Origin of the sequence: Mesorhizobium sp. RIZ17 (genome assembly GCF_051127865.1) — a bacterium.
Taxonomy (GTDB): domain Bacteria; phylum Pseudomonadota; class Alphaproteobacteria; order Rhizobiales; family Rhizobiaceae; genus Mesorhizobium; species Mesorhizobium humile.
Genome location: NZ_CP147861.1, coordinates 6,056,584 through 6,080,026, shown reverse-complemented (window position 1 = coordinate 6,080,026; position 23,443 = coordinate 6,056,584). Strand labels below are relative to the sequence as shown.

General features: G+C 64.2%; 19 protein-coding genes. 10 read left to right on the top strand and 9 right to left on the bottom strand.

Features of this window, described 5'->3' with window-relative positions; translation table 11 throughout:
- Positions 1 to 53: 53 nt before the first annotated feature.
- Both WDX12_RS29625 and WDX12_RS29620 read left to right on the top strand, forming a co-directional pair.
- Positions 54 to 425: a response regulator gene (locus tag WDX12_RS29625; protein WP_027166515.1), complete on the top strand. Its 372-nt coding sequence runs from the start codon at positions 54 to 56 to the stop codon at positions 423 to 425.
- Positions 426 to 458: 33 nt separating this feature from the next.
- Positions 459 to 1,832 carry a PleD family two-component system response regulator gene (locus WDX12_RS29620; RefSeq protein WP_320295540.1) on the top strand — a complete coding sequence of 458 codons (1,374 nt, stop codon included), beginning with the start codon at positions 459 to 461 and terminating at the stop codon, positions 1,830 to 1,832.
- Positions 1,833 to 2,350: 518 nt separating this feature from the next.
- Here the strand turns inward: WDX12_RS29620 and rpmG are convergent.
- The 8 genes from rpmG to WDX12_RS29580 form a co-directional block, all read right to left on the bottom strand.
- On the bottom strand, positions 2,351 to 2,518 hold the full coding sequence (gene rpmG / locus WDX12_RS29615; protein WP_006201775.1) for a 50S ribosomal protein L33: 168 nt from the start codon (positions 2,516 to 2,518) through the stop codon (positions 2,351 to 2,353).
- A gap of 156 nt (positions 2,519 to 2,674) precedes the next feature.
- Positions 2,675 to 3,133 (bottom strand): hypothetical protein, encoded by a 459-nt coding sequence (locus WDX12_RS29610; protein WP_434722975.1) that lies wholly within the window; start codon positions 3,131 to 3,133, stop codon positions 2,675 to 2,677.
- Positions 3,134 to 3,226: 93 nt separating this feature from the next.
- Positions 3,227 to 4,402 (bottom strand): MFS transporter, encoded by a 1,176-nt coding sequence (locus WDX12_RS29605; RefSeq protein WP_320295542.1) that lies wholly within the window; start codon positions 4,400 to 4,402, stop codon positions 3,227 to 3,229.
- Between the two features lie 20 nt (positions 4,403 to 4,422).
- Positions 4,423 to 5,163: an NUDIX hydrolase gene (locus WDX12_RS29600; protein ID WP_434722974.1), complete on the bottom strand. Its 741-nt coding sequence runs from the start codon at positions 5,161 to 5,163 to the stop codon at positions 4,423 to 4,425.
- Positions 5,164 to 5,255: 92 nt separating this feature from the next.
- Positions 5,256 to 5,699 carry a DUF983 domain-containing protein gene (locus tag WDX12_RS29595; RefSeq protein ID WP_434722973.1) on the bottom strand — a complete coding sequence of 148 codons (444 nt, stop codon included), beginning with the start codon at positions 5,697 to 5,699 and terminating at the stop codon, positions 5,256 to 5,258.
- A complete protein-coding gene (gene rnr / locus WDX12_RS29590; protein ID WP_434722972.1) occupies positions 5,699 to 8,005 on the bottom strand; it encodes a ribonuclease R in 2,307 nt (768 codons plus the stop codon). The genes WDX12_RS29595 and rnr overlap by 1 nt, the downstream gene beginning before the upstream one ends.
- Before the next feature lie 6 nt (positions 8,006 to 8,011).
- Entirely contained in the window at positions 8,012 to 10,579 is a 2,568-nt protein-coding gene (topA, locus tag WDX12_RS29585) for a type I DNA topoisomerase (protein ID WP_434722971.1), read from the bottom strand.
- A gap of 335 nt (positions 10,580 to 10,914) precedes the next feature.
- Positions 10,915 to 11,292 (bottom strand): COG4315 family predicted lipoprotein, encoded by a 378-nt coding sequence (locus tag WDX12_RS29580; protein ID WP_434722970.1) that lies wholly within the window; start codon positions 11,290 to 11,292, stop codon positions 10,915 to 10,917.
- A gap of 163 nt (positions 11,293 to 11,455) precedes the next feature.
- Between WDX12_RS29580 and WDX12_RS29575 the strand changes: the two genes are divergently transcribed.
- The 6 genes from WDX12_RS29575 to WDX12_RS29550 all read left to right on the top strand — a co-directional run bounded on the left by WDX12_RS29575 (position 11,456) and on the right by WDX12_RS29550 (position 17,327).
- A complete protein-coding gene (locus WDX12_RS29575) occupies positions 11,456 to 12,202 on the top strand; it encodes a cytochrome c biogenesis CcdA family protein (protein ID WP_434722969.1) in 747 nt (248 codons plus the stop codon).
- Positions 12,203 to 12,351: 149 nt separating this feature from the next.
- Positions 12,352 to 13,719, top strand: coding sequence for a bifunctional UDP-N-acetylglucosamine diphosphorylase/glucosamine-1-phosphate N-acetyltransferase GlmU (gene glmU, locus WDX12_RS29570; RefSeq protein ID WP_434722968.1), 1,368 nt, complete (start codon positions 12,352 to 12,354; stop codon positions 13,717 to 13,719).
- 235 nt (positions 13,720 to 13,954) lie between these two features.
- The gene (gene glmS / locus WDX12_RS29565) at positions 13,955 to 15,778 is read left to right on the top strand and encodes a glutamine--fructose-6-phosphate transaminase (isomerizing) (RefSeq protein WP_434722967.1); all 1,824 of its coding nucleotides are present in this window, start codon (positions 13,955 to 13,957) and stop codon (positions 15,776 to 15,778) included.
- Between the two features lie 94 nt (positions 15,779 to 15,872).
- Positions 15,873 to 16,154: a type II toxin-antitoxin system RelE/ParE family toxin gene (locus WDX12_RS29560; RefSeq protein WP_082037064.1), complete on the top strand. Its 282-nt coding sequence runs from the start codon at positions 15,873 to 15,875 to the stop codon at positions 16,152 to 16,154.
- Between the two features lie 36 nt (positions 16,155 to 16,190).
- Complete coding sequence (locus tag WDX12_RS29555; RefSeq protein ID WP_320295953.1) at positions 16,191 to 16,490, top strand: HigA family addiction module antitoxin; 300 nt, start codon at positions 16,191 to 16,193, stop codon at positions 16,488 to 16,490.
- A gap of 84 nt (positions 16,491 to 16,574) precedes the next feature.
- The gene (locus WDX12_RS29550) at positions 16,575 to 17,327 is read left to right on the top strand and encodes a DUF502 domain-containing protein (protein ID WP_320295952.1); all 753 of its coding nucleotides are present in this window, start codon (positions 16,575 to 16,577) and stop codon (positions 17,325 to 17,327) included.
- Here WDX12_RS29550 and recG read toward each other — a convergent pair.
- Positions 17,279 to 19,387 (bottom strand): ATP-dependent DNA helicase RecG, encoded by a 2,109-nt coding sequence (gene recG / locus WDX12_RS29545; RefSeq protein ID WP_434722966.1) that lies wholly within the window; start codon positions 19,385 to 19,387, stop codon positions 17,279 to 17,281. The genes WDX12_RS29550 and recG overlap by 49 nt on opposite strands.
- 91 nt (positions 19,388 to 19,478) lie before the next feature.
- Here recG and WDX12_RS29540 point away from each other — a divergent pair, with 91 nt between their 5' ends.
- Together WDX12_RS29540 and mfd are read left to right on the top strand one after the other, a co-directional pair.
- Positions 19,479 to 19,766 carry a succinate dehydrogenase assembly factor 2 gene (locus tag WDX12_RS29540; protein WP_434722965.1) on the top strand — a complete coding sequence of 96 codons (288 nt, stop codon included), beginning with the start codon at positions 19,479 to 19,481 and terminating at the stop codon, positions 19,764 to 19,766.
- Between the two features lie 12 nt (positions 19,767 to 19,778).
- Positions 19,779 to 23,276, top strand: coding sequence for a transcription-repair coupling factor (gene mfd / locus WDX12_RS29535; protein ID WP_434722964.1), 3,498 nt, complete (start codon positions 19,779 to 19,781; stop codon positions 23,274 to 23,276).
- Positions 23,277 to 23,443: the final 167 nt, after the last annotated feature.

Sequence of the window (23,443 nt, the reverse complement as noted above, 5' to 3'; positions counted from 1 at the left end):
GGGGACGCATTGCGACGGCCTTCGGCTTCGAGGGCGGTCGGGACGGGAAACTGATGGCTAAGAAGGTCATGATCGTCGAGGACAATGAGCTCAACATGAAGCTCTTTCGGGACCTCATCGAAGCCAGCGGTTACGAGACGGTTCGCACGCGCAACGGGCTGGAGGCGCTGGATCTTGCGCGCCAGCACCGCCCGGACCTCATCCTGATGGACATCCAACTGCCCGAGGTCTCCGGCCTGGAAGTGACCAAGTGGCTGAAGGAAGACGACGAATTGCATTCGATCCCGGTCATCGCCGTCACCGCCTTCGCCATGAAGGGCGACGAGGAGCGCATCCGCCAGGGCGGCTGCGAGGCCTATATCTCCAAGCCGATTTCGGTGCCGCGTTTCATCGAGACGATCAAATCCTATCTGGGCGACGCCTGATGCCCAAGACCAGCAGAACCGGAGTTTTTTGAGATGACAGCGCGGATCCTCGTCGTCGACGATATCCCCGCCAATGTGCGGCTGCTGGAGGTTCGGCTGCTTGCCGAGTATTTCGAGGTGCTGACGGCCAGCAACGGCCCGGATGCGATCGAGACCTGCGAGAACGGCAAGGTCGACGTCGTGCTGCTCGACGTGATGATGCCGGACATGGACGGGTTCGAGGTCTGCAAGCGCCTGAAGAGCGATCCGGCGACCTCGCATATCCCCGTCGTCATGATCACCGCGCTCGACCAGGTGTCGGACCGGGTGCGCGGCCTCGAGGCGGGCGCCGACGATTTCCTGACCAAGCCGGTCAACGACCTGCAACTGATGACGCGCGTGAAGAGCCTAGTCAGGTTGAAATCGTTGACCGACGAATTACGGCTGCGCGCCTCGACCACGCGCAATATCGGCATCGAAGAACTTCTGAGCCGCGATTTCGCGACTGAGGACACCAAGCCGAGGGTACTGCTTGTCGACGAGCGCCAATCTTCGGTCGAACGCATCCAGAAGATGCTGCGCAACAGCGCCGAGCTGGATGTCGCGACCGATCCCCATGCCGGGTTCTTCCAGGCGGCCGAGACGCCGTATGAATGCGTGCTGGTGTCGACCGCCTTCTCCGACTTCGATGCGCTGAGGCTCTGCTCGCAGCTACGTTCGCTCGACCGCACCCGCTTCCTGCCAATCATGCTTTTGGCCGACGAGGGCGAGGAGGGCCGCATCCTGCGCGGGCTGGAGCTCGGCATCAACGATTACCTGATGCGGCCGATCGACCAGCACGAGCTGACGGCGCGGCTGCGCACCCAGGTGCGGCGCAAGCGCTACAACGACCAATTGCGCGCCAGCGTCGCCCAGACGATCGAGATGGCGGTGATCGACGGGCTGACAGGGCTGCACAACCGACGCTATCTCGACAGCCATCTGCAGACGCTGTTCGATCGCGCCGTGGCGCGGCGGCGGCCACTGTCGGTGATGATCACCGATCTCGACCGCTTCAAGTCGATCAATGATACCCACGGCCATGATGGCGGCGACGACGTGCTGCGCGAGTTCGCCCGGCGGCTGCGCAAGAATGTGCGTGGCATCGATCTCGCCTGTCGTTTCGGCGGCGAGGAGTTCGTCGTGGTCATGCCGGATACCGACGGCGCGGTGGCCGAGAAGGTGGCCGAGCGCATTCGCGCCGAGATCGCGCAGGCGCCTTTTGCCATCGGTGCCGACGGCAAGGCGATCGAGGTCACGGTCAGTGTCGGCGTATCCTCGGTCCTGAAAGGGACGGACAGCGTCGCCGCTCTGATGAAGCGTGCCGACCTGGCGCTCTATGAGGCCAAAAGCGGCGGTCGCAACCGGGTGGTCGCCAAGGCTGCCTGAGGCGCGCCGCCGCGATCTTTCAGATTTGCTGTTTATGCTTTAGGTTTAGCTTTTGCGCATGTTCCCACTTTCGGAGACATGCCCTGCAAAAGGCGCTGATTCCCGGCCGTCCCGACAGGGTTACGAATTTACCTTAACCCAAGCGATTCGCGAGCGGTGGTTAAGAAATGGTTGATTTTTATAAGGTCTTGCGCAAATCTGCGATGCATAGACCGAAGACGAGGCCGGCACGAGGGTAGACTAGCCGGCTCGATCCAGAAAATACCCCATGATGCTCAGGTCCGCCGCATCTCCTGGGTCCGTGGGGTCGGCCGGCCGGCGCTGGCACATAGTGGCCTCCTCGTACCGCTGCCAAACGCCGACCGGCCCCCTTTTTCTCAAAACCGACATCGGAAGCTTGCGCGGACAGCCGCGCGGCTTCCCCTTGTCGGAAAGCCGTGTCCGACTTTTCCTGGGGTCTTTCCAAAAACAAAAACGCCGCCCGGAAGGCGGCGTTTTGATTTCTCAGGATAACCAGATTACTTGATCTTGGTTTCCTTGAACTCGACGTGCTTCTTGGCAACCGGATCGTACTTGCGGAACGAGAGCTTGTCCGTCTTGGTACGGCTGTTCTTGCTGGTGACGTAGAAGAACCCGGTGTCGGCGGTCGACAGAAGCTTGATCTTGATGTTTGCGGCTTTGGCCATGATTTTCGTCCGTTAATGTTCGTGGAGTTTTGGCCGCTGGAGCACGGGGAAAACACCCGGACGCGGGAAACTTGGCGCGACACATAAAGAACGCGCCCGGAAAGTCAAGCCCGGGCGCCGTCCTTGCCTCATCTCGGCACGGCTGATTTCGCTGCTTCAGGCGTTCTCCTCGATCCGCTGAGCGGTTTTTTTCCAGTCGCCCGTGGTGTTCCACCAGCGGTTGGGATTGGCATGGTCGTCAAGACCCTTGGAACGGCTGGCGAGCAGCGGTTGGATGCGGATGACGGGCTCCTGATAGGAGTGGGCCTGGAATATCGCCTCGACGACACGAGCGGCGAGCGCCTGGTCGTCGGCGATCTCGAACGACACTTCGACGGTGCCGGGCCGCCGGCGCAATTCCGTCTCGGCGCCAGCGGCGGCGCCTTCGAGCGGCCGATAGCGCTCGACGCCTTGCGCCGACTGATAGGCGTTGCTGTCATATTTGCCCATGCGCAGCGGCGTGATCGCCACCACTGCCTCCATGATGCGCTCGACATCGGCGGCCGGCGCCTGGAATGTGACGAGCAGAAGCAATTCCATCCTGAGGGATCTGGTTTCAAAGCCGCTGTCGATCATAGCAATTCTCCTACCTCGCGTTGGAGACAGGGTATAGCAGGGGTGCTGCTGACATGGTGATGTCAGGATGCCCGACGCTTCGGCTACGTTCTTCTACAGAATCTTGCGCACCAGCCTGACCAGGACCAGAAGCATGTAGGCGGCGAAGAAGATCGCCAGCGACCAGCCGAAGCCCGAGGGGCCGAACGCATCCATGCCGATGCCGATCGCCTGCGGACCCAGCACCATGCCGACGCCATAGCAAAGCACGAAGGCCGCGTTGGCGGAGGCAAGCTCATGGCCGGAAAGCTGCGAGCCGAGATGGGCAAGGCCGATCGTGTACATGGCCGCCACGACGCCGCCCCAAACGAACAGAAGCGCCGCCATCAGATGCCAGTTCTGGGCGAAGAACGGCATGAAGGCGGTTCCGATCAGCCCTACCGTGGCGCAGATCAGGAGCAGGTAGCGCCGGTCTGAAATGCGGTCGCTGATCATGCCGATCGGGATCTGCAGCAGCACATTGCCGAGACCGATCATGGTCAAAAGCAGCGCCGCGTCGGCTTCTGAATAACCGATGCGGTTGCCATAGACCGGGAAGAGCGCGAAGCCGCCGGTCTCGACCGCGCCGAAGACCAGCACGGCGAAAGTGGCGGTCGGCACCAGCCAGATGTAGCGCAGGAAGTGGCTGGTCTCGCTGTCGGCGACGATGGTCGGACTCTCCTTGCGTGCCGCCAGCACGGGAATCGCGGCCAGCGTCACCAGGGCGATGATGACGCCAAAGGGTCTGAACCCCGAGCTTCCGAGATGAGCGAACAGCCACGGCCCGGCGGCAAAGCCGAGCGACAGCACCGTGGCGTATATGCCGAGCACGAGGCCGCGCCGGTGCGGCGGCGCGGAGGTGCTGATCCAGAACTCCGACAGGATGAACAGCACCGTGAGCGAAATGTGCAGCACGACGCGGAGCGGAAACCACATCCAGAAATCTGGCGCGAAGTGGAAGCCGACAAAGGCCAGCGCGCCGATGGCAATCATCGACAGCATGGTCCAGGCGACGCCGAGCCGCATGGCTAAAGGCGTGGCGAGCGGCGCACCGGCGATCGAGGCCAGGCCAGCAACCGCCGTGTTGAGGCCGATCATCGAGGCCGAGTGGCCGCGTGTCTCCAGGATGACACTGAGCAGTGGCATGCCGAGGCCGATGGCGATGCCGACGACGCTGATCGAGGAGATCGCCGCGATCATCGGCAGCCAGTGTACGCGTTCGTCGCCCTGTTGTTGGGTATCGACCGTCATGGGATCAAAATGCTCTGCTTCTAAAGGACTTCGCGGACAAAGCGGTTGCGGACGAGCCGGAAGAACGGCACGGCGCCCCCCGGCCGCAGCAAGGGATCGTCGGCAAGCCGACTTTGCAGTTCTTCCAGGATCATGCCGGTAATGTCGGGGATGTCGGCCTTGCGGGCATCGGCGAGCGGCAGCCAGACGAGTTCCTCCAACTCGTTGGTCGGACCGCCGCCGGGCAACTCCACGGCAACGTCGTGGCGCCATGCGCTGAAGAAACGCGTATCGAAACGGCGCACGCGGTTGGGCGGGGTGATGGCGCGGGCGATGAAGCGAAGCACGTCCAGCGACGGGACCACGCCATGTTCGGCGAAACCCTGCCAGTCGCGCTTTACGGTCGAGAAGGCGCCCTTGCGGCCGATCAGCAGGCCGGCTTCCTCATAGGTCTCGCGAATCGCCGACAGGGCGATTGCCCGCGCCCGCGCCGCGCTCGCGCGGCCAGGACCCGCGAGCAGCTTTTTCTCTTCTTCGCCGGGCAGAGGGGCGCCGACGTAAATGCGGCTGTCCGCCGGGTCGGTGCGGCCGCCGGGGAAGACGAATTTCCCGGGCATGAAGGCATGGCGGGCGTGGCGCCGGCCCATCAGCACCAGAACGTCCTTGCCCTTGCGGTCGAGGAGAATGAGGGTCGCGGCATCGCGCGGACGCAGCGCCCGGCCGCTGCGCACGGCCAGGCCCCTATCGAGCTTGTCGACATCCGCCTTGGTCATTCGTTCCATGCGCTCGACCTAGCGGAAACTTCCCGGATGCGAAAGTGGCTTGCTCGTCGCTGCCTTTGCACCAGGGCCGGGCAGCGGCGAGACCTGGCTTATCAATGGCTCTCGAATTCGTCCTTCTCGTCGCCGAAGCCGTGCATATACAGCGCCCATTGCAGGCCGATGACGGCGCCCTTGACCGGCTGCAGCAGCACGAGAGCGAGAATGATGGTCAGCGGCACCCAGATCAGCGCGTGCTGCCATGTCGACAGCGTGGTGGCGGCCTCCACGGCCATGAACGAGCCAACCACGATATGGCCGACAATGACGATGACCAGATAGGCAGGCAGGTCGTCGGCGCGATGGTGGTGCAGTTCCTCGCCGCAGACCTCGCACTTGTCCACGGGCTTCACGAAGGCGCTGAACAGCTTCCCTTTGCCGCAATGCGGGCAGCGGCCGAGCAAGCCGCGCTTGATCGCCGTCCACAGCGGACGCGCGACGCGGCCGGAGTGATGCTCGCCGCCGAAAACCTGTTTTTCCACGCGCATATCGCCTGGCATCATCTTCTCCTGCCGCGCGGACCGGTGCGCGATTGCGACGCACGGGCGCGGCCCTTGGCCTTGTGGAACGACCGCTTCGAGCCGGGCAGGGGCTTCGGGTCGGTCAGCATCTCGAAACGCATCGCGCCGGCCATTGGCGCGACCTCGACCAGCCGGACTTCGACGCGGTCGGCAAGCTGATAGCCTTTGCCGGTGCGTTCCCCGAACAGCGATCGGGCGGTTTCGTCGTAGATATAGTAGTCGCCGCCCAAACTTGACACCGGAATAAAGCCATCGGCGCCGTACTGCGGCAATTGGACAAAGAGCCCCGCCTTGGTGACGCCGGAGATGCGCGCGTCGAACGTGTCGTTGACGCGCTCGGCCAGATAGGCGGCGATCAGCCGGTCGACCGTGTCGCGCTCGGCGGCCATGGCGCGGCGTTCCGTGGCCGAGATCAGCGCGGCGACCTCTTCCAGCCTGTCCGCCTCCTGCTGCGTCAAGCCACCGGGACCCAGACCAAGTGCGGCGATCAGCCCGCGGTGCACGATCAGATCGGCATAGCGGCGGATTGGCGAGGTGAAATGCGCGTAGCGCCTGAGGTTGAGACCGAAATGGCCGATGTTCTTCGGCGAGTACTCGGCCTGGCTCTGCGAGCGCAGCACCACTTCGTTGACCAGCGCCTCGTTGTCGGCGCCGCGCACCCGCTCCAGAATGCCGTTGAATTGGCTGGGCCGCATCTGCACGCCGCGCGCCAGCGACAGGCTGAGTGTCTGCAGGAACTCGCGCAGCGATTCCTGCTTGGCCAGCGACGGCGCGTCGTGGATGCGGTAGACGAGGGGTTCTTTCCTGCCCTCCAATGTCTCGGCGGCCGCGACATTGGCCTGGATCATGAACTCCTCGATGAGCTTGTGCGCATCGAGTCGCTCTGGCACGGTGACGCGGTCGACCGTGCCGTCGGGTTTCAGCAGGATCTTGCGCTCCGGCAGGTCGAGTTCCAGTGGCTGGCGGGAGTCGCGGCCGCGTCTGAGGACCGAATAGGCATCCCAAAGCGGCTTCAGGACGCTATCGAGGATCGGCTTCGTCTTGTCGTCGGGCGTGCCGTCGATCGCGGCCTGCGCCTGCGGATAGGCGAGCTTGGCGGCCGACTTCATCATCACGCGGTGGAACGAATGCCTGAGCTTGCGGCCTTCCGAGGAGAAGGTCATGCGCACGGCGATGGCCGGCCGGTCCTCGCCCTCGCGCAGCGAGCAGAGGTTGTTGGAGATGCGTTCGGGAAGCATCGGCACGACGCGGTCCGGAAAATAGACCGAATTGCCGCGCTTCAAGGCCTCGCGGTCGAGCGGCGTGCCGTAGCGAACATAGGCGGCGACATCGGCGATCGCCACGGTGACGACGACGCCTCCGGGATTCTTCTCGTCCGCATCGGGAGCGGCGAAGACGGCGTCGTCATGGTCCTTCGCGTCGGCCGGATCGATGGTCACCAGCGGCAGATCGCGCCAATCCTCGCGGTGATCGAGCGTCGCCGGCTTCACCGCTTCGGCCTCGGCGATCACGTCCGCCGGAAAAACATGGGGAATGTCGTGGGCGTGGATGGCGATCATCGAGACCGCCTTCTCGCTGCTCAGCGATCCCAGCACCGCCAGCACCTTTGCCCTGGGCAGTCCGTAACGGGATGCCCGCGCCGGCTCGACCTCGACGAGATCGCCGTTCTTGGCGCCGTTCTGGAATTCCTTGTCGACGATCAGTTCCGGCTGCCGCCGTTCGACGGGCTCAATGCGGAACGTGCCGTCCTTCAGCACGCGGAAGACGCCGAGCACCGCGTCGCTGCGCTTCTCGAAGATCTTCATCACCCGACCGGTATAGGCGGGGCCTGACGGATCGTCGGTCGGGAAGGTCTTGGCTAAAACGCGGTCGCCGATGCCGGGCACGGGACCGCTGGCGCCGCGCGAAATGCGGATGGCGATGACGGGTGGCGAGCCATTGCCGGTGTATTCGTTCGGATGCGCCAGCAGCACACCGTCATCGTCGCGGCCGAAAATGTCGAGCACGGCGACGTGAGGCACGGCGCCGGCGCGGCTGAGCCGCTTGCGCTCCTTGTTGAGCAGGCCTTCATCCTGCAGGTCGCGCAGCATATCCTTGAGCCAGATGCGGTCGTCGCCGCGCAGCGCGAAGGCCTTGGCGATCTCGCGCTTGCCGGACCGGTCGGGATTTTCGGCGATGTAGCGCAGCAACTCGTCACGCGAGGGCCGGTAATCGTCCTTGACCTTGGCCCTCGTGTCGGCGTGTCGCGGATCGCCGTGGCTTCTTCCGGAGATCCTGCGCGCCACGTCTCGCTACCCCTTCTTCGCGCCCCGACGGAAGGGCTTCTTGCCGCCTCCGCCCTTGGCTTCCTTTTCGGCAATCAGGGCGAGCGCTTCTTCCATCGTCACCGATTGCGGGTCCTTGCCCTTGGGCAGCGTCGCATTGACCTTGCCGTAATTGACATAGGGACCGTATTTGCCGTCGCGCACGACGATCTTGCCGCCGCCATCGGGATGGTCGCCAAGTTCCTTCAACGCCGCCGGCGTGGCGCCGTTGCGGCCGCCCTTGCCCTTCTGCTGCTTCTCGGCAATCACCGAGACAGCGCGGTTCAAGCCGATCGAGAACACGTCCTCGATGCTTTCCAGATTGGCATAGGTGCCGTCATGCAGCACGAACGGCCCGTAGCGTCCGAGGCCGGCCGAGATCATCTTGCCAGTCTCCGGATGCTTGCCGACGTCGCGCGGCAGGGCCAACAGAGCCAGCGCCTTCTCGTGGTCGATCGACTCCGGCGTCCAGCCTTTGGGCAGGCTCGAGCGCTTGGCCTCCTTGCCTTCGCCGCGCTGGATATAGGGACCGAAACGGCCGCTCCTCAGCGTGATTTCCTCGGCGGTGTAGGGGTCCTTGCCGAGCAGCTTGACGCCGTCGTCGCCATTGCCGTTCTCGCCATTGGGGTTGGCGGCGTCGCCGAGCTGGCGGGTATAGGAACACTCCGGATAGTTCGAGCAGCCGACGAAGGCGCCGAACTTGCCGAGCTTCAGCGAGAGGTTTCCCGAGCCGCATTTCGGGCAGATACGCGGGTTGGAGCCGTCCTCGCGTTCCGGGAAGACAAGCGGCGCAAGTTCCTCATTGAGCGCGTCGAGCACGTCGGTGACACGCAGTTCCTTGATGTCGTCGACGGCGCCGGAGAAATCCTTCCAGAAGTCGCGCAGAACGTCCTTCCAGGCGAGCTTGCCGTCGGAAATCTCGTCGAGCTTTTCCTCGAGCGAGGCGGTGAAGTCATATTCGACGTAACGCTCGAAGAAGCTTTCGAGGAAGGCCGAGAGCAGCCGGCCCTTGGCCTGCGGCACCAGCCGGCGCCGGTCGATGGTGACGTAGTCGCGGTCCTCGAGCGTCTTCAGGATCGCCGTGTAGGTCGACGGCCGGCCGATGCCGAGCTCCTCCAGCTTCTTGATCAGCGACGCCTCGGAATAGCGCGGCGGCGGCTCGGTGGTGTGCTGGGTGGCGTTGATCGCCTGGCGGGCAAGCTGCTCGCCGGAACGGATCTCGGGCAGACGGCGGCTCTCCTCGTCCTCCGCGTCCTCGTCCTTCTGGTCGGTATAGGCGGCAATGAAGCCGTCGAAACGGATGACCGAGCCGATCGCGCGCAGCTCCGCGGTGCGGGCGCCATTGACCGCCTCGATCTCGACCGTGGTGCGTTCGATCTCGGCCGGCTGCATCTGGCTGGCGATGGCGCGCTTCCAGATCAGCTCGTAGAGGCGCGCCTGGTCGGCATCGAGATATTGCCTGACCGATTGAGGCGTGCGCCTGAAATCGGTCGGGCGGATCGCCTCATGGGCTTCCTGGGCGTTCTTGGCCTTGGTGGTGTAGAAACGCGGCTTTTCCGGCAGGTATTTCGCGCCGAACTCGCTGACGATGGCGTCGCGGGCGGCTTCGATCGCCTCCGGCGCCATCTGCACGCCGTCGGTACGCATATAGGTGATGAGGCCGGCGGTCTCGCCGCCGACATCCATGCCTTCATAGAGTTTCTGCGCCACCTGCATGGTGCGGGTGGCCGAGAAGCCGAGCCCAGACGATGCTGCCTGCTGCAGCGTCGAGGTGGTGAAGGGCGGGCCGGGATTGCGTTTTGTCGGCTTGGCCTCGACCGACAAAGCCTTGAAGGTCGCGCCTTCGAGCATGGCCTTGATGTCGTCGGCCTGCGCCTTGTTGGCGATGTCGAGCTTCTGCAGCTTCTTGCCGGTGAAGGCGGTCAGCCGCGCCTCGAAGCTATCGTTGCGGGGCGTGTTGAGGATGGCGGCGATCTGCCAGTATTCCTCGCGGATGAAGCGCTCGATCTCGGATTCGCGGTCGCTGACCAGGCGCAGCGCCACCGACTGCACGCGGCCGGCCGAACGGGCGCCCGGCAGCTTGCGCCACAGCACCGGCGACAGCGTGAAGCCGACGAGATAGTCGAGCGCACGGCGGGCGAGATAGGCGTCGACCAGCGGCGCGTCGATCTGGCGGGGATTGGCCATCGCATCCAGCACCGAAGCCTTGGTGATGGCGTTGAAGACAACGCGGCTGACCGGCTTGTCCTTCAGCGCACGCTTCTGCTTCAGGACTTCGAGCACGTGCCAGGAAATCGCCTCGCCCTCGCGATCGGGGTCGGTGGCGAGGATCAGGCCGTCGGCATCCTTGACCGCCTTGGCGATGTCGGCCAGGCGCTTGCCCGACGCGGTGTCGACCGACCAGGACATGGCGAAGTCCTCGTCGGGGCGCACCGAGCCGTCCTTGGCCGGCAGATCGCGGACATGGCCGAACGAGGCCAGAACCTTATAGTTCTTGCCGAGATATTTGTTGATTGTCTTCGCCTTGGCCGGCGATTCGACGACGACGACGTCCATGAGGTCTCTTAATCAGCTGTGAGGTGGCGGAAGAACTCCGCGACGCGCGACGAAATCCCACTCTTTTCGTCGCTCACATGGCCGCGCTTTTGCAATCGGTCAAGGGGAGGCGGGCAATTTGGGAAGCGGCGATCGGCGATACACTCTTAGAGTGTATGGCAAAGATCACATTTTTTGGGGATGGCGAGGTCCGCGTCTCGATCACATGAGATACGGTCGTGCGCTCTTGTCGCAAGACGATCGTCGAACCGGCTCGGATCGGAAAGGGATTGCCGGCTGCCGAGTCGAGAGAGACCCGGCAGCCACCCTCCAGCCGGGCGGTGGCGAGGGCAGGTTCAATCGGCCTTGACGACGTGCCAGGCGCCGGCGACGCCTTCTCCGGCCATGTCACCGGCCTTCTTGTCCTTGACGAAGGTGTAGACCGGTTTGCCGTCATAGGCCCACATCTTGGAGCCGTCCGTGCGGTCGATAACAGTCCATTCATCGTCTGGCTTGGCGCCGGCTTCGGCCTTCAGCGGCGGCCAGTTGGCGGCGCATTTGTCGTAGCAGGTGGACTTGCCCTTTTCGTCCTTGTCGAAAGTGTAAAGCGTCATGCCCTTGGCATCGGTGTAGATCTTGGTGCCGCCGACTTCGGCTTCCTTCCACGCTTGGGCGGCATGGGACGCGACGGTGCCGAGCAGAAGTGCGGCAAACCCGAGTGCGATCGATTTCATGACAATCTCCCTGAGAACACGCGCGGAAGTTCCGCGCTGGCTATGTCAACGCGTTGGCGCGGCTGTTTCTTCCTTGGCGAAGCGGCGACGTGCCACACAATGGTGATTGGCGAAGCGCCATCCGCGTCGCTATATCGTCGCCAGCACAAGCAGGGCGGACGAAATGGCATTGGACATCGGCTATGTCAGCGCGGTCGGGGCAGGGGCGATCTCGTTCCTGTCGCCATGCGTGCTGCCGCTGGTGCCGCCCTATCTCTGCTACATGGCCGGCGTTTCGGTCGACGATTTCCGCGGTAATCAAAGTGTGACGGCAAAGGAAGGCGCGCGCGGCGCGCTGCTCTATGCTTCGCTCGCTTTCGTGCTCGGCTTCTCGACCGTCTTCGTTGCGCTCGGCGCCGGCGCCTCGACCATCGGCCACCTGCTGAGGGTCTGGCAGGAGCCGCTGGCGATGGTCGCCGGCGCGCTGATCATCGTCATGGGCCTCAACTTCCTCGGCATCCTGCGCATTCCGCTGCTCTCGCGCGAGGCGCGCTTCCAGTCGCAGGGCAAGCCCGCCAGCATGGTCGCCGCCTATGTCATGGGGCTGGCCTTCGCCTTTGGCTGGACGCCCTGCATCGGCCCGGTGCTGGGACCGATCCTGACTTTGGCCGGCGGACGCGAGACGGTGGGCGAGGGCGCGCTGCTGCTTGCCGCCTATTCGCTCGGCCTCGGCATTCCGTTCCTGATCGCGGCGCTGTTTTCCGGCGCCTTCATGCGCTTCCTCGGCAAATTCCGCGTCCATCTCGGTCGTGTCGAAAAAGCGATCGGCGCGCTGCTGGTCGTCGCCGGCGTGTTCTTCCTGACCGGCGGCGTGCAGAGCGCGTCCTATTGGCTTCTGGAGAATTTTCCGGTGCTGGGACGGCTGGGGTAGAGCCGGGCGCGTAGCACCAGATCGAATGGCGGACCCGCTCATTAAGAGTCAGCTGCTCTTCCACCTCACCGGAATTTAACCGCATTGGTGCAGCATCACCCCGCTGCTAGCATGCGTTGATTCAAGCCCTTTCACATGGTTGCCTTTATATGAGCCAGAGATCCTGCCTGTCCGTCATCCTCGCCGCCGGCGAAGGCACGCGCATGAAAAGCGCCATGCCCAAGGTGCTGCACGCCATTGCCGGCCTGCCTATGGTGGCGCATGTCGTGAAGGCGGCGGAGGCCGCCGGTGCAACCGGCCTGGCGCTGGTGATCGGCCACGGCGCCGACGAGATGCGCAAGGCGGCGCAGAAATTCGCGCCGAAGGCGGAGACTTTCGTGCAGGAGAAGCGGCTCGGCACCGCGCATGCGGTGCTCGCCGCTCGCGAAGCGATATCAAAGGGTTATGACGATATTCTCGTCATGTTCGGCGACACACCGCTGATCGATGCGCAAGCGCTGGCAGCCGCGCGGCAGAAGCTGGCAGAGGGCGCGGCCGTCGTCGTCATCGGCTTTCGCACTCCAAACCCAACCGGATACGGGCGCCTGATCGAAAGACGCGGAAAGCTCGTTGCCATCATCGAGGAGAAGGATTGCAGCGAGGACGAGAAGAAGATCACCTTCTGCAATGCGGGAATGATGGCCATTGCCGGCGACCAGGCGCTGCAATTGCTCGAAAAAGTCGGCAACGACAATGCCAAGGGTGAGTTCTACCTGACCGACATCGTCGAGATCGCCGGCGCGCAAGGCCTCAGCGTGGTGGCGACGGAAGCCAGTTTCGAAAACGCGCTCGGCATCAACAACCGGGCCGAACTCGCCGAGGCGGAGCGGGTCTGGCAGGCACGCCGGCGGCGCGAGGCTATGCTTGCGGGCGTGACGCTGATCGCGCCCGAGACCGTCTATTTCTCGCACGATACCGAGATCGGCGCCGACACGATCGTCGAGCCGAATGTCTGGTTCGGGCCGGGCGTCAGGATCGCTTCGGCCGCCAAGATCCACGCCTTCAGCCATATCGAGGGCGCGACGATCGCGTCCAATTGCGATGTCGGGCCCTTCGCGCGGCTCAGGCCGGGCGCTGATCTTCGCAACAAGGCAAAGGTCGGCAATTTCTGCGAGGTCAAGCAGGCGACGATCGAGGAGGGCGCCAAGGTCAACCATCTGACCTATATCGGCGATGCGCGGGTCGGGGCCGCGGCCAATATCGGCGCCGGCACCATCACCTGCAATTATGACGGCTACTCGAAATTCTTCACCGATATCGGCGAGGGGGCCTTTGTCGGCTCGAACTCCTCGCTGGTGGCGCCGGTCACGATCGGCAAGGGCGGGTATATCGCCTCCGGCAGCGTGATCACCGAGAGCGTGCCCGACGACGCTCTGGCCTTCGGTCGTGCCCGCCAGAAGACTATCCCCGGCAAGGGCAAGGAGCTGCGCGAGCGGTTCGCCTCGGCCGCCGCGGCGAAGAAGAAGGCCGCGGAATGATCTTCAGCGCCTCCTTCGGGAGGCGGTCGCTGCTCGATCAGATATGAACGAGTGGAAAACCTGGGCCCTGAAAACCCGAGCGGTTCAGGTAACCGGATTGCAAGCGCAGTCTGGCATTGTGCCTTGGCAAAGAACCGTTCCGCTGACATGGAACGAAACGCAAAGTGACTTTCGCGGCAGGCCGGCAGTCCCTAGATAACGCCGGATTTTCCGCTGGGAATCGGGGGCAAGCGCCATGTGCGGTATCGTTGGAATCGTTGGCCGAAGCCAAGTCGCGCCGCTCATCGTCGATGCGTTGAAGCGGCTCGAATACCGCGGCTACGACTCGGCCGGTGTCGCCACCATTGAGAAGGGTGAGCTTGGCCGGCGCCGCGCCGAGGGCAAGCTCATCAATCTCGAACGCCGGCTGAAGGAAGAGCCGCTCGACGGCACGATCGGCATCGGTCACACGCGCTGGGCAACGCATGGCGTGCCCAACGAGACCAACGCGCATCCGCATTTTTCCAACGGCGTCGCCATCGTCCACAACGGCATCATCGAGAATTTCGCCGAGCTGCGCGACGAGCTCACCCGCGACGGCTATAAATTCGCCTCGCAGACCGACACCGAGGTCGTCGCGCATCTGGTGGCGCGCGAGTTCGCCAGGGGGCTGAAGCCGGTGGAGGCCGCGCATGCGGCGCTGAAGCGGCTGTCCGGCGCCTTCGCGCTGGCAATCATGTTCAAGGGCGACGAGGACCTGATCGTCGGCGCCCGCAACGGTCCGCCTTTGGCCGTCGGCCATGGCGAGGGCGAGATGTTCTTGGGTTCGGACGCGATTGCGCTGGCGCCCTTCACCAACTCGATCACCTATCTTGAGGACGGCGACTGGGCGGTCGTGCGGCGCGACGGCGTGACCATCTACGACATCGACGGCAACAAGGTCGACCGCAAGCGCCAGCAATCGCTGTCGACCAGCTTCATGGTCGACAAGGGCAACCGCCGGCATTTCATGGAAAAGGAAATCCACGAGCAGCCGGAGGTGATCTCGCACACGCTGGCGCATTACGTAGATTTCGTCTCGGGCGTGTCGAAGCCGCTCGACCTGCCGTTCGACTTCGCCAGGATCGGCCGGCTGGCGCTGTCGGCCTGCGGCACCGCCTATCTCGCCGGGCTGATCTCGAAATACTGGTTCGAACGCTATGCGCGGCTGCCGGTCGACATCGATGTCGCCTCCGAATTCCGCTATCGCGAGATGCCGCTGTCGGCCAACGACGCGGCCTTCTTCATCTCGCAGTCGGGCGAGACCGCCGACACGCTGGCTTCGCTGCGCTATTGCCGCCAGGCCGGCATGAAGATCGGCGCGGTGGTCAATGTGCGCGAATCGACCATGGCGCGCGAATCCGACGTCGTGCTGCCGACGCTTGCCGGGCCGGAGATCGGCGTCGCCTCGACCAAGGCATTCACGTGTCAGCTCTCCGTCCTGGCAGCACTTGCGGTCCGCGCCGGCGTGGCGCGCGGCACGATCTCGCGCGACGAGGAAAAGCGGCTGGTGCGCGAGCTTTCCGAAGCGCCGCGCTTCGCCACCCAGGTGCTGAAGCTCGACGAGCAGATCGAGCGCATCGCGCGCGAGCTGTCGCGCTACAAGGACGTGCTCTATCTCGGCCGCGACACCAACTTCCCGCTGGCCATGGAAGGGGCGCTGAAGCTCAAGGAGATTTCCTACATCCACGCCGAGGGCTATGCCGGCGGCGAGCTGAAGCACGGGCCGATCGCGCTGATCGACGAGAACATGCCGGTGATCGTGATCGCGCCGCATGACCGCATCTTCGAAAAGACGGTCTCGAACATGCAGGAAGTGGCGGCGCGCGGCGGCAAGATCATCCTGATCACCGATGCCAAGGGCGCGGCGCAAGCCGGCATCAAGACGATGGAGACGATCATCCTGCCCGAAGTGCCGGAGATCATCTCGCCCATCATCTACGCCCTGCCGATCCAGATGCTGGCCTATTTCACCGCCGTCTTCATGGGCACCGACGTCGATCAGCCGCGCAACCTCGCGAAGTCGGTCACGGTGGAGTAGGCTGCCTTCCCACGATCGGTCTGTATCAATTGATGATACATGATCTTGCGGCCGACTGCGTATCAGAGTATGATACATCGCGTGGGGAAGGCTGTTGATCGTTTCATTCAAAGGCAAGACGGTCGAAGAGGTCGCGGCCGGCAGGGCCCCCAAGGGATTTCCGCCGGATTTGGTAGCCAGGGCGGAAAGGCGGCTGCGGGCGATTGATAATGCCGTTCAGCTGAATGACCTTCGGTCGCCACCCGGAAACCACTTGGAGGCTCTGAAGCGGGATCGTGCCGGGCAACATTCCATACGCATCAACGACCAATGGCGCATCTGTTTCAGATGGACAGCCGCCGGAGCCGAAGATGTGGAAATTGTCGATTATCATTAAACAGAACTCGCCCTAACCCTTTGAGGATATTGAGCTATGCTCAAGTTCGCACGCCCGATCCACCCCGGAGAATTCCTGCGCGAGGAGTATCTTGTGCCGCTCGGCATGAGTGCTGGTGCGCTTGCAAAGAAGCTTAATCTTCCGCGCACCCGGATTGAGCGCATCGTCAAGGAGGAGGTTGGTCTTACGCCGGATACAGCCCTTCGCCTCGCCAGGTTCTTCAACACCACGCCCGGGTTCTGGATGAACTTCCAGAAGGCCTACGAGTTGGAAACCGAAGCGAGGAAAATAGCGCCGGAGCTCGAGAAGATCGTGCCGCTGGATACAGCGGCATGACGATCGCTCTTTAAAAACTTCGCAGTTCCAAACCGGCTTGCGGTTCACTAATCTTGGCGACGCAACCTGCGCCGCGGTGAATCCATGTCCGACGCCCTGAAGACCTCTGGCATGACCCGGCTGAGGAATTATTTCCTGACCGGCTTCGTCGTCTGCGCGCCTCTGGCGATCACGGCCTATATCGCCTGGTCGCTGATCGGCTGGGTCGATTCCTGGGTGAAGCCCTACATCCCGGTGCGCTACAATCCCGACACCTATCTGCCGTTCCCGGTTCCGGGTTTCGGGCTGATCGTGGCGCTGGTGCTGATCACGCTGATCGGTTTCCTGACGGCCAACATCGTCGGCCGCGCCATCGTCAATTTCGGCGAGCGGCTGCTTGGCCGCATGCCGCTGGTGCGTGGCATCTACGGCTCGCTGAAGCAGATTTTCGAGACGGTGCTGTCCAACAAGGGCGACATGTTCCGCCAGGTCGGGCTGGTCGAATATCCGCGCAAAGGCGTCTGGTCGCTGGTCTTCGTCGCCAGCGAGAAGGAAACCGAGATCAACCAGAAGCTCGACCAGGAAGGCGATCCGCTGATCGCCGTGTTCATGCCTTGCACGCCCAATCCGACCACCGGCTTCCTGATGTATGTGCACAAATCCGAGATCGTGCTGCTCGACATGTCGATCGAGGACGGCGCCAAGCTGATCGTCTCGGCCGGCATGGTGGCGCCGGAGGTCAAGGCCAAGCTTGTGACGCTGAACGGCGAACCGATCGAAGGGGCTTTAGCCAACCCGGCGCTTGGCGCTCAGCCTGCGCGCAGCAGCCGCACCGCCTCGTCGCGCCCGAACAGGTAAAGCAACAACCGCAGCGCTTCGCCGCGTTCCGATTGCAGTTCCGGGTCGCGCGACAGGATCAGCCGCGCGTCGTCGCGCGCCGCTTCCAACAGGTCGGCATGAAACTCGAGGCGCGCGACCTGAAAGCCGGGCGTACCTGATTGGCGTGTGCCCAGCAGCTCGCCTTCGCCGCGCAGCTTCAGGTCCTCCTCGGCGATCTTGAAGCCGTCCTCGGTCTCGCGCATCACCGAAAGCCGGCGTTTGGCCGTTTCGCCGAGCGGGTCCTTGTAAAGCAGCACGCAGGAGGACGGCTTGTCGCCGCGCCCGACGCGACCGCGCAACTGGTGCAACTGGGCAAGACCGAAGCGCTCGGCATGCTCGATGACCATGATGGTCGCATCCGGCACGTCGACGCCGACCTCGATGACGGTGGTGGCGATCAGGATGCGCGTTTCGCCCTGCTTGAAGGCGCGCATCGCCTCGTCTTTCTCCGCGCCTTTCATGCGGCCGTGCACGAGGCCGATCCGGTCGCCGAACAACGGTTTCAGTGAAGCGAAACGGTCCTCCGCCGACATCAGTTTTATTTCCTCGGATTCCTCGACGAGCGGGCAGATCCAGTAGATCTTCTGGCCGTCGGCGACCGCATCGCGCATGCGGCCGACCAGTTCGTCCAGCCGTTCCATGGGCAAGGTCACGGTGCGGATCGGCTGCCGGCCGGCCGGCTTCTCGGTCAGTTTCGAGACATCCATGTCGCCGAAGGCGGTCAGCACCAGCGTGCGCGGGATGGGTGTGGCCGTCATCACCAGCATGTCGGGTGCATCGCCCTTGGCGGTGATGGCGAGACGCTGATGGACGCCGAACCGGTGCTGCTCGTCGACGACGGCCAGCACAAGGTCGTGAAACGTCACGGTTTCCTGGAACAGCGCATGCGTGCCGACGACGATGTCGATCTCACCGCTGGCAAGGCCCTCGAGCGTCCCTGTGCGCTCACGCCCCTTCTCGCGCCCGGTCAGGATGGCGAGGCGCAGGCCGACTTTCTCCGCCAGCGGCGCGATGGTCGCCAGATGCTGGCGCGCGAGAATCTCGGTCGGCGCCATCAGCGCCGCCTGGCCGCCGGCCTCGACCGCGCGCGCCATGGCGAGCAGCGCCACCACCGTCTTGCCGGAGCCGACATCGCCTTGCAGCAGACGCAGCATGCGTTCGGGATCGGCGAGGTCGGCGTTGATTTCGCCCAGCGCGAATTCCTGGCTGGGGGTGAGCTTGTAGGGCAGGGCGGCGCGCAGCTTCTCGACGATGCTGCCGTCGCCGGTGAGCGGCCGGCCCGACAGGCGGCGAATTCTGGCCCGCACCAGCGCCAGCGAAACCTGCCCGGCCAGCAGCTCGTCATAGGCGAGGCGTCGCCAAGCCGGGCCTTCGACGGCGACATCGATCGGATCGGCCGGATGGTGGACACGGGCAAGCGCGTCGCCGAAGGGCGCGAAAGTTTGGCGGCGCATGAAGGCGTCGTCCTGCCATTCCGGCAATTCCGGCAGGCGCCCCAGCGCCTGGCCTATGGCGCGGCGCAGCACCTTGGACGACAGGCCCGCGGTCAGCGGGTACACCGGCTCGACGAGGGGCAGGTTTTCCGCCTCGCTGGCCAGCGCGATATGGTCGGGATGGACCATGCTCGGGCGGCCATTGAACCATTCCATCCGGCCGGAGACGACGACGCGCTCGCCTTCGGGCATCGCCTTTTCCAGATAGGCGGCATGGGCATGGAAGAAGGTCAGCGCGATCTCCCCGGTGTCGTCATGGGCATAGACCCGGTAAGGCACCGACCTGTTGCCGCGCGGCGGCGGCTGGTGCCGGTCGACCCGCACTTCGAGGGTGACGATCTGGCCCTCGGCCGACAGCGCGATGCCGGGCCGGTTGCGGCGGTCGATCACACTGTTGGGCAGCACGAACAGAAGGTCGGCCGCGCGCGCGGCGCGATCGCCGAGATCGGCCGGCACGACGCGCTCGATCAGCAAGCCGACTTTCGGGCCGACGCCGGCAAGCGAGGTGATCGGAACGAACAGGGGATCGAGGATGGTGGGACGCATCTTGTCAGCTTATGTCGCGACGGCGGCAGCGCAAAGGCTGACACCGCCCTCTATCCACGCTATATGCGCCGCTTTGGAGGGATGCGGCGCCATGACCGGAACACAGCGATCAAGCGAGGGGCTGGATGCCCGCCGCCGCAAGCTCCTGTTCCGCTCCTGGCATCGCGGCATGCGCGAGATGGACCTCATCCTCGGTTCCTTCGCCGACGCCGAGATCGGCGCCTTGACCGACGATGAAATCGACCAATATGAGAGGCTTCTCGAAATCCCCGACACCGAATTCCTGCCGATGGTCACCGGCGAGAGCCCGATCCCGCCCGATATCGACTGCGCGGTGCTGCGCAAGATCCTGGCGTCGCGCCGGGCCATGACATTTTAAAAAAGCATATCCATGAGCCTTATCCCCACAATAGGCCTGCCCAAGGGCCGCGCCGGCCAGTTTATCGTCGACGGCGTCGCCGACGGCTACGAAGCCTTCGCGCTGATACAGACGGCGCAGGAGATCGCGCCCGACAAGCCGGTGCTGTTCGTCGCGCGCGACGGCCAGCGCCTGCCGGCGATCATCGAGGCGCTCGCCTTTGCAGCGCCCGGCCTGCCGGTGCTGGAGCTGCCGGCCTGGGACTGCCTGCCTTACGACCGCGTTTCGCCCGGCGCCGATGCCGCCGCGCGGCGGCTCGACGCGCTTTCCGCCATGATCGCGCTGGCGAAGAAACCGCACCGCGCCGTGATCCTCACCACCGCCAATGCGTTGTTGCAGCGCATCCCGCCGGCCGAATTGATCGAGGCGCAGACTTTCCACGCCAGGCCCGGCAACCAGATCGACATGAACGCGCTGATCGCGCGGCTGGAGACCTCCGGCTTCGAGCGCGTGCCCACGGTGCGCGGCCTCGGCGAATTCGCGGTGCGCGGCGGCATCCTCGACCTTTTCGCCCCGGGCTGGAGTGAGGCGCTGCGCCTCGACTTCTTCGGCGACACGCTGGAATCGATCCGCGTCTTCGACGTAGCCACCCAGCGTACCACCGGCCAGCGCAAGTCGATGTCGTTGCAGGCGATGAGCGAGGTGGCGCTGACGCCGGAGACGATCAGCCGCTTCCGCCGCTCCTATATCGAGGCTTTCGGCGCGCCGTCGCGCGACGATGCGCTCTATGCGGCGGTCAGCGAAGGCCGGCGCTTCGCCGGCATGGAGCACTGGCTGCCCTTCTTCTATGAGCGGCTGGAGACGGTGTTCGACTATCTGCCGGACGCGCCTGTCGTCTTCGACCATCTGGCGCATGAAGCGCTGGCCGAGCGGCACACGCTGATCCTCGACCACTACGAGGCGCGGCGGAAACAGGCCGATAGCGCGTTGAAGGACGCCGTGCCCTACAAGCCCGTCGCGCCGGATCTGCTTTATCTCTCACCGGACAATCTCAAGGCCTCGCTCGGTCCGCGCGAAGACATCGACTTCACCGTCTTCGACGCCCCCGATGTGGGAGCCAAGAAGGTTTTCCATGCCGGTTCGCGCCATGGTCGCAGTTTTGCCGAGGAACGCGCCGATCCAAATATCAATGTCTTCGACGTCGTCGTAAAACACATTGCGGACGAGCGTGCCGCGCGCCGGCGCGTCATCGTCGCCGGCTGGACGGAAGGCTCGCTCGACCGCCTCGGCCAGATCCTCGCCGAACATCACCTCGGCAACCTGAAGCCCGTCGCAACCCTTGCCGAGGTCGAAAAGCTCGAGCCGGGGCAGGCGGGTCTTGCCGTGCTACCGCTCGAATCCGGTTTCGAGACCGACCAGATGGTGGTCGTCGCCGAGCAGGACATCCTCGGCGACCGGCTGATCCGGCGTTCGAAGCGAAAGAAGAAGGCTTCCGATTTCATCGCCGAAGCCTCGTCGCTGTCGTCCGGCGACATCGTCGTCCACGCCGATCACGGCATTGGCCGTTTCATCGGGCTGCGCACCATCGAGGCGGTCGGCGCGCCGCATGACTGCCTCGAAATCCACTATGCCGGCGACGACCGGCTGTTCCTGCCGGTCGAGAACATCGAGCTTTTGTCGCGCTACGGCTCGGATTCGGCCGAAGCGACGCTCGACAAACTGGGCGGCGGCGCCTGGCAGGCGCGCAAGGCGCGGCTGAAGCGACGCCTGCTCGACATGGCGGGCCAACTGATCCGCATCGCCGCCGAGCGGCAGATGCGTTCGGCGCCAACGATGATTCCCGCGGAAGGGCTCTACGGAGAGTTCGCGGCGCGTTTCCCTTACGAGGAAACCGACGACCAGCAGACGGCGATCGATTCCGTCATGGACGATCTCGGCGCCGGCAAGCCGATGGACAGGCTGGTCTGCGGCGATGTCGGCTTCGGCAAGACGGAAGTGGCGCTGCGCGCCGCTTTCATCGCGGCGATGGAAGGGTTCCAGGTCGCAGTGGTGGTGCCGACGACCTTGCTGTCACGCCAGCATTTCAAGACCTTCTCGCAGCGCTTCTCGGGCCTGCCGATCCGCATCGCGCAGGCCTCGCGCCTGGTCGGTTCAAAAGAACTGGCGGAGACCAAGAAGGGCATTGCCGAGGGCACGATCGACGTCGTCGTCGGCACGCACGCGCTGCTCGGCAGCTCGATCTCGTTCAAGCAACTCGGCCTTTTGATCATCGACGAGGAGCAGCATTTCGGCGTCAAGCACAAGGAGCGGCTGAAGGATCTGAAGTCCGACGTGCACGTGCTGACGCTGTCGGCGACGCCGATCCCGCGCACGCTGCAACTGGCGCTGACCGGCGTTCGCGAGCTGTCGTTGATCGCGACGCCGCCGGTCGACCGCATGGCGGTGCGCACCTTCATCTCGCCCTTCGATCCGCTGGTCATCCGCGAGACGCTGCTGCGCGAGCGCTATCGCGGCGGCCAATCCTTCTACGTCGTGCCGCGCATCAGTGACCTTTCGGAAATCCATGATTTCCTTCGGGAATCCGTGCCGGAGCTGAAGGTGGCGGTGGCGCATGGCCAGATGCCGCCGGGCGAGCTCGACGACATCATGAACGCTTTCTACGATGGCCAATACGACGTGCTCCTGTCGACGACCATCGTCGAATCCGGGCTCGACATCCCGACGGCCAACACGCTGATCATCCATCGCGCCGACATGTTCGGCCTGGCGCAGCTCTACCAGCTGCGCGGCCGCGTCGGCCGCTCGAAGGTGCGCGCCTACGCGCTGTTCACGCTGCCGGCCAACCGCAAGCTGACCGATACGGCCGAGCGCCGGCTGAAGGTGTTGCAGTCGCTCGACACGCTGGGCGCCGGGTTCCAGCTCGCCAGCCACGACCTCGACATCCGTGGTGCCGGCAATCTGCTCGGCGAAGAGCAGTCCGGCCATATCAAGGAGGTCGGCTTCGAGCTCTACCAGCAGATGCTGGAAGAGGCGGTGGCAGAAGTGAAGGATACCGGCGAGGCGCAGGACGGCGGCTGGTCGCCGCAGATCGCGGTCGGCACCGCCGTGATGATCCCGGAAAGCTACGTGCCTGACCTGCAGCTCCGTATGGCGCTCTACCGGCGCCTCGGCGACCTCGAAAGCACCGAGGAGATCGACGGTTTCGGCGCCGAGCTGATCGACCGGTTCGGGCCGCTGCCGGAAGAGGTGACGCACCTGCTGAAGATCGTCTTCATCAAGGCGCTGTGCCGCAAGGCCAATGTCGAGAAGCTTGACGCTGGACCGAAGGGCGTCGTCATCCATTTCCGCAAGCGCGAGTTCCCCAATCCGGTCGGGCTGGTGAAATTCATCGGCGAACAGGGCTCGCTGGCCAAGATCAGGGCCGACCACAGCGTCGTCTTTATCCGCGACTGGCCGAATGCGGAGAAGCGGCTGGCAGGCTCGGCTGTTGTCATGACCCAATTGGCACGGTTGGTGGATAAAGCCGCCTAACGACGTCCACATCTGGATGTCGAGGAGCTCAGGGTATTCGCCACTGCTGAAAAACCCGGCTAGAATAGGTAATCGGCTTCGTGTAAGGAGCCGCGACCTCGTATCGAGGCTGGAATGGCGGGCAAGCGCGTTCGCCGGTTTGTTTTGACGCAATTCCGACGGAAATT

Bases quoted from the DNA above. Each gene is read 5' to 3' on its own strand.
- WDX12_RS29540 (WP_434722965.1), top strand. From the start codon at position 19,479: ATGACCGGAACACAGCGATCAAGCGAGGGGCTGGATGCCCGCCGCCGC.
- WDX12_RS29605 (WP_320295542.1), bottom strand. From the start codon at position 4,402: ATGACGGTCGATACCCAACAACAGGGCGACGAACGCGTACACTGGCTG.
- WDX12_RS29555 (WP_320295953.1), top strand. From the start codon at position 16,191: ATGCTCAAGTTCGCACGCCCGATCCACCCCGGAGAATTCCTGCGCGAG.
- glmS (WP_434722967.1), top strand. From the start codon at position 13,955: ATGTGCGGTATCGTTGGAATCGTTGGCCGAAGCCAAGTCGCGCCGCTC.
- topA (WP_434722971.1), bottom strand. From the start codon at position 10,579: ATGGACGTCGTCGTCGTCGAATCGCCGGCCAAGGCGAAGACAATCAAC.
- WDX12_RS29600 (WP_434722974.1), bottom strand. From the start codon at position 5,163: ATGGAACGAATGACCAAGGCGGATGTCGACAAGCTCGATAGGGGCCTG.
- WDX12_RS29595 (WP_434722973.1), bottom strand. From the start codon at position 5,699: ATGCCAGGCGATATGCGCGTGGAAAAACAGGTTTTCGGCGGCGAGCAT.
- WDX12_RS29580 (WP_434722970.1), bottom strand. From the start codon at position 11,292: ATGAAATCGATCGCACTCGGGTTTGCCGCACTTCTGCTCGGCACCGTC.
- glmU (WP_434722968.1), top strand. From the start codon at position 12,352: ATGAGCCAGAGATCCTGCCTGTCCGTCATCCTCGCCGCCGGCGAAGGC.
- rpmG (WP_006201775.1), bottom strand. From the start codon at position 2,518: ATGGCCAAAGCCGCAAACATCAAGATCAAGCTTCTGTCGACCGCCGAC.
- WDX12_RS29625 (WP_027166515.1), top strand. From the start codon at position 54: ATGGCTAAGAAGGTCATGATCGTCGAGGACAATGAGCTCAACATGAAG.
- mfd (WP_434722964.1), top strand. From the start codon at position 19,779: ATGAGCCTTATCCCCACAATAGGCCTGCCCAAGGGCCGCGCCGGCCAG.
- WDX12_RS29550 (WP_320295952.1), top strand. From the start codon at position 16,575: ATGTCCGACGCCCTGAAGACCTCTGGCATGACCCGGCTGAGGAATTAT.
- WDX12_RS29575 (WP_434722969.1), top strand. From the start codon at position 11,456: ATGGCATTGGACATCGGCTATGTCAGCGCGGTCGGGGCAGGGGCGATC.
- recG (WP_434722966.1), bottom strand. From the start codon at position 19,387: ATGCGTCCCACCATCCTCGATCCCCTGTTCGTTCCGATCACCTCGCTT.
- WDX12_RS29620 (WP_320295540.1), top strand. From the start codon at position 459: ATGACAGCGCGGATCCTCGTCGTCGACGATATCCCCGCCAATGTGCGG.
- WDX12_RS29610 (WP_434722975.1), bottom strand. From the start codon at position 3,133: ATGATCGACAGCGGCTTTGAAACCAGATCCCTCAGGATGGAATTGCTT.